A 4,759-nucleotide genomic window follows, 5' to 3' on the forward strand; every position below is an offset into this window, starting at 1 on the left:
GGATATCGTCATGACCAACGGGAATGCCTGGAAACATCGCGCGAGAATCGGCGCGAGACACGTGACGACCGATGCGATCGGTCATCCTCGTGGCTGCAAGATTCAAAAAGCCCTGTTTTCCCGCGCCCCGCAGCCGCAACGTTCCGAATGCCGCCTCTCCACCTGCGCCCGCGTCCGAGGCGACGACGCGGCATCGGCGGCGTCTAAGACAGCTTTGAGTTCGGATCAGGGCAGACGTGGCGCATTCAAGCCGCAGCTGAGTTGCGCACCGGAAGCACCGACCGAAACTTAAACTCTGAGTATCAACGACAGCAACGACCTGATCTCAAGTTGATAGAACAGCCATGTCGATGCGCGGCCGAACCGATGTGCGCGCATCGACGATGACAGCCGGTCGACTAGCCCGACGGGCTGATGACGATGGCCTTGTCCTTCGGCCAGCGCACGCGCCAGGCGAACGAGATGTCCTTGGTCTCGCCGGGCTTGGCGTCGACGATCCACTCGGTGACGCCGCGCCGGTCACGCACATTGGTCGCGGTCGGGGGCGTGGTCGACGGCAGCATCTCGACCACGATCTCCTCGTTCTCGCTGACCGGAAGCTGATCCTGGATGGCGACCTTGACCGGGAAATCATGCGCGTTGCGGACCGTCGTCTTGAAGGCGCGCTCGTCGATCTTCGCGGTGGTCACGATCAGCCCGGCCGAGCCTTCGTTGCGCTTGACGACGCTGCGCTCGACCTTGACCTTGTCGTCGGCGCCGAAGCCGAGACGAACCGTTTCGTCCTTGCCAGCGGCGGCCAACCGGCTCGCGCCGACGAACATGCCATCGCGATAGATCGAGACCTTGCCCGGTAGCAGCGGAGCATCCTCCGCTTGCGCAAAGCTCGCCTCGAGATAGGCCGTGGGATCGGCGACCGGCGCAGCGCGAATGATCAGCTCCGGCGTGATCGTCGCGGTCGAGATGCGCAGGCTCTTGGCGCCGTCATTGGTGCCGATGCTGACCCGTCCAGGCAGGCGGAAGGCGGTCTGGTAGGCGCCGATCTCGGCCGCGGTCTGCTGCTCGACGGCCTTGTCTGCCACATCTCCAAACGACGTCCCTCCGCCAAAGTGAAACTCCTGCGTTCTCTCGAGCATACCCCTGGGGACGCCGACGGCCGCCGGCTTCGGTGCTGGCGGAGCGGGCGGCGGATATTGCGCGATCATCGTCCGCAACTCGGGAGCGCTGCCGCCGCGTCCCGTGCGCACGGTCGAGACCGACAGCGCGACATCCGACCAGTCCTCGCCGGTGCTCTGCTGGATCTCGGCACGGCGCACCAGCTCCAGCGCCGGCTTGCGGTCCTTCGCCGAAGTGTCGAGACGCGCGTCATACAGCGGCACCCAGCGGGCGTTGCGCACCGCGTAAGTCACGCGCAACGTCGCCTTGGTCGCAGCCGCGGCCGACAGCTCGATCTGAACCTCCATCTTGCTCGGCGGCTTGGCCGCACGGTCGGCCTGCAGCCGCGCCACCTCGCGATCGATCTCGCGCTGCTTGCGCTCGGCATCGCGGATGGCCGCGTCGGCCTGACCGACCTCCTCGGCGACCGCCGCGAACGCGCTGCGCCATTCCGCGATCGGCCGCGCCTCACCCTTGTCGCCGAGGCCGGCCGGCGACGCCTCGGCGAAGCGCTCGGCGAATTTCTTGCGGGCAAGCGCGGCGGCGATGGCGCCGTCGAGATTGGCGCGCTCGTCCGTCAGCGCCTCGATGCGCTTGTCAATATCAGGTAGATTGACCGGCGGCGCCGTCCGCGGCGGCTTGGCATCGACGGTGCCGATGGTGAGCCTCGCTCCGGACTCTCCTTCGACGCGCAGCGAGGCGGCATCGAAACCGAGCGGAAAATCCTTGACGATGGCCGTGCTGTCTCCGGCGGGAAGGTTGAGCGAGATGACGCGGGTGACAGTCGCGCCGTCGGGATAGACCGTGACGGCGTCGACCGTCGACGTCGCCTCCAGGTTGGCAGCCAGGCCCGGCCCCGCCGCCAGCGCGGCGCTGAGAACGACACCCGTGGCAAGCAGGCCCTTGTTTCGCATGGTCATCACCTTCTCCGCAGCCCAGCGCCCTCGCGACCGGATCAGCCGGTCCTTCAACGGGCGTTAGACGCGGGGAAAGTTGGGCGGGTTCAATTGAGGGGCGTGCAAAGCCGATCGTTCGAATGCCCACGAGAATCAAAAAAGGCAGCGCGGCGCTGGGCCGCACTGCCTTTTTGGCCGACCGATCCGGTCGTGCGATCAGAACGCCAGCGCCTTGGCCTGCTTGACCTGGGGCAGCGCCTGAATCTTGGCGAGCAGCTCCGCCGGCACCGCGCCGTCGATCTCGACCAGCGCGATGGCGTCGCCGCCGGCCGCGACGCGACCGAGATGGAAGGTCGCGATGTTGATCTTGGCGTCGCCGAGCAGGCTCGCGAACTTGCCGATGAAGCCCGGCTTGTCCTCATTGGTGACGTAGATCATCGACTTGCCGAACTCGGCGTCGACGCGGATGCCCTTGATGTCGACCAGCCGCGGCTTGCCGTCGGCATAGACCGTGCCCGACACCGCGCGCTCCTGCTGACCGGTGGTGACCGCGACCGAGATCAGGCTCTCATAGTCGCTCTCGCCAGCGCGCAGCACCTCGTCCACGATCATTCCGCGCTCCTTGGCGATGACCGGCGCCGACACGACGTTGACCTCGCCGAGCATCGGCCGCAGCAGGCCGGCGAGAACCGCCGAGGTCAGCGCCTTGGTCTTCATCTCCGCGACCTGACCTTCATAGGTGATCTGGATCTTGGTGATGCTGCTCTCGGTCAGCTGTCCCGCGAACGAGCCGAGCTTCTCGGCCAGCGCGATGAACGGCTTCAGCTTCGGCGCCTCTTCCGCGGTGATCGAGGGGAAGTTGATCGCATTCGAGATGGCGCCGGTGAGCAGATAGTCCGACATCTGCTCGGCGATCTGCAGCGCGACGTTCTCCTGCGCTTCCGTGGTCGAGGCGCCGAGATGCGGGGTGCAGATCACGCTTGCGTGCCCGAACAGCGGATTGCTGGTCGCGGGCTCCTCGGCGAAGACGTCGAGCGCTGCGCCGGCGACGTGCTTCGAGTTGAGCGCCTCGAGCAGCGCCGCCTCGTCGATCAGGCCGCCGCGCGCGCAGTTGATGATGCGCACGCCTTTCTTCGTCTTGGCGATCGCTTGGGCATCGATGATGTTGCGGGTCTTGTCGGTCAACGGCGTGTGCAGGGTGATGAAGTCGGCGCGCTTCAGCAGCTCGTCCAGCTCGACCTTCTCGACGCCGAGGTCGCGCGCGCGCTCCTCGGTGAGGAACGGGTCGAAGCCGATCACCTTCATGCGCAGGCCTTGCGCGCGGTCGCAGACGATCGAGCCGATATTGCCGCAGCCGATCACGCCGAGCACCTTGCCGGTGATCTCGACACCCATGAAGCGGTTCTTCTCCCACTTGCCGGCCTGGGTCGAGGCATCGGCCTGCGGGATCTCGCGCGCCAGCGACAGCATCATCGTGATCGCGTGCTCAGCCGTCGTGATCGAATTGCCGAACGGGGTGTTCATCACGATGATGCCCTTGGCGGTCGCCGCGGGGATCTCGACATTGTCGACGCCGATGCCGGCGCGGCCGATCACCTTCAGGCGCTTGGCGCGCTCGATGATCTTGGCCGTTGCCTTGGTGGCGGAGCGGATCGCAAGGCCGTCATAGTCGCCGATGATGTCGGCGAGCTTGTCCTTGTCCTTGCCGAGGTTGGGCTGGAAGTCGACCTCGACGCCGCGATCTTTGAAGATCTGCACGGCGGCCGGCGACAGTGCATCAGAGATGAGAACTTTGGGCTTGGTCATGACGATAATCCTTCACGCCCTCTTGCGAGGGACGGCGCAGCGCGCCGGGATAGGGAAACCTGTAGGGTGGGCAAAGCGAAGCGTGCCCACCGCCCTTTCGCGTCAGGTGAAATAGTCGGTGGGCACGGCGCCGCGCGCCTTTGCCCACCCTACGCAGTTGAGATTCGTCATTGCGAGGAGCGAAGCGACGAAGCAATCCAGACCTTCTTCGTGGCTCCTGGATTGCTTCGCTGCGCTCGCAATGACGGCGCAGCGCGTATCTCAGGCCGCCTTCGGCAGCGCTGCCTTGGCCTCGGCGAACGCCCAGTCGATCCACTGCGTCAGCAGCGCGACATCGCTCGCTTCCACCGTGGCGCCGCACCAGATGCGCAGGCCGGCCGGCGCATCGCGATAATGCGCGAAGTCGAAACCGGCGTTCTCCTTCTCGACCAGCGACACCAGCTTCTTGGCGAAATCGGCCTGGGCATCGGCCGACAGCGCCGTGATCGCGGGATCGACGACCTTGAGGCACACCGAGGTGTTGGAGCGGATCGCCGGGTCGGCGGCGAGGAAGTCGATCCAGGGCGTGCGCGCCTTCCAGTCCGCCAGCACCTTGGTGTTGGCGTCGGCGCGCGCGATCAGCGCCTTCAGGCCGCCGATCGACTTGCCCCAGTTCAGCGCGTCCAGATAGTCCTCGACGCACAGCATCGACGGCGTGTTGATGGTCTCGCCCTCGAAGATGCCGGCATTGAGCTTGCCGCCCTTGGTGAGGCGGAAGATCTTCGGCAGCGGCCACGCCGGCTTGTAGCTCTCGAGACGCTCCACCGCGCGCGGCGACAGAATGAGCATGCCATGCGCGGCCTCGCCGCCGAGCGCCTTCTGCCAGGAGAAGGTGACGACGTCGAGCTTCGGCCAGTCGAGGGCTT

Annotated in this window: 4 protein-coding genes; 1 reads left to right on the plus strand and 3 read right to left on the minus strand. The window is 66.1% G+C overall.

Annotated elements, in window-relative coordinates:
- Positions 1–292: hypothetical protein (locus BRAS3809_RS37090; protein ID WP_210161104.1), on the plus strand; the 292-nt coding region annotated here is incomplete at its 5' end.
- A 106-nt stretch (positions 293–398) separates the two neighbouring features.
- Here BRAS3809_RS37090 and BRAS3809_RS18710 read toward each other — a convergent pair.
- From BRAS3809_RS18710 to BRAS3809_RS18720, 3 genes are all read right to left on the minus strand, one after another.
- Positions 399–2,066, minus strand: coding sequence for a mucoidy inhibitor MuiA family protein (locus tag BRAS3809_RS18710; RefSeq protein WP_008963638.1), 1,668 nt, complete (start codon positions 2,064–2,066; stop codon positions 399–401).
- A gap of 198 nt (positions 2,067–2,264) precedes the next feature.
- A complete protein-coding gene (serA, locus tag BRAS3809_RS18715) occupies positions 2,265–3,854 on the minus strand; it encodes a phosphoglycerate dehydrogenase (protein ID WP_008963639.1) in 1,590 nt (529 codons plus the stop codon).
- Positions 3,855–4,115: 261 nt separating this feature from the next.
- On the minus strand, positions 4,116–4,759 hold a 644-nt coding region (locus tag BRAS3809_RS18720), incomplete at its 5' end, for a phosphoserine aminotransferase (RefSeq protein WP_035656828.1).

Origin of the sequence: Bradyrhizobium sp. STM 3809, assembly GCF_000239795.1 — a bacterium.
Classification (GTDB): Bacteria; Pseudomonadota; Alphaproteobacteria; order Rhizobiales; family Xanthobacteraceae; genus Bradyrhizobium.

What these genes read in the sequence shown, in the direction of transcription:
- BRAS3809_RS18710 (WP_008963638.1), bottom strand. Translation starts at nt 2,066, where the DNA reads ATGCGAAACAAGGGCCTGCTTGCCACGGGTGTCGTTCTCAGCGCCGCG.
- serA (WP_008963639.1), bottom strand. Translation starts at nt 3,854, where the DNA reads ATGACCAAGCCCAAAGTTCTCATCTCTGATGCACTGTCGCCGGCCGCC.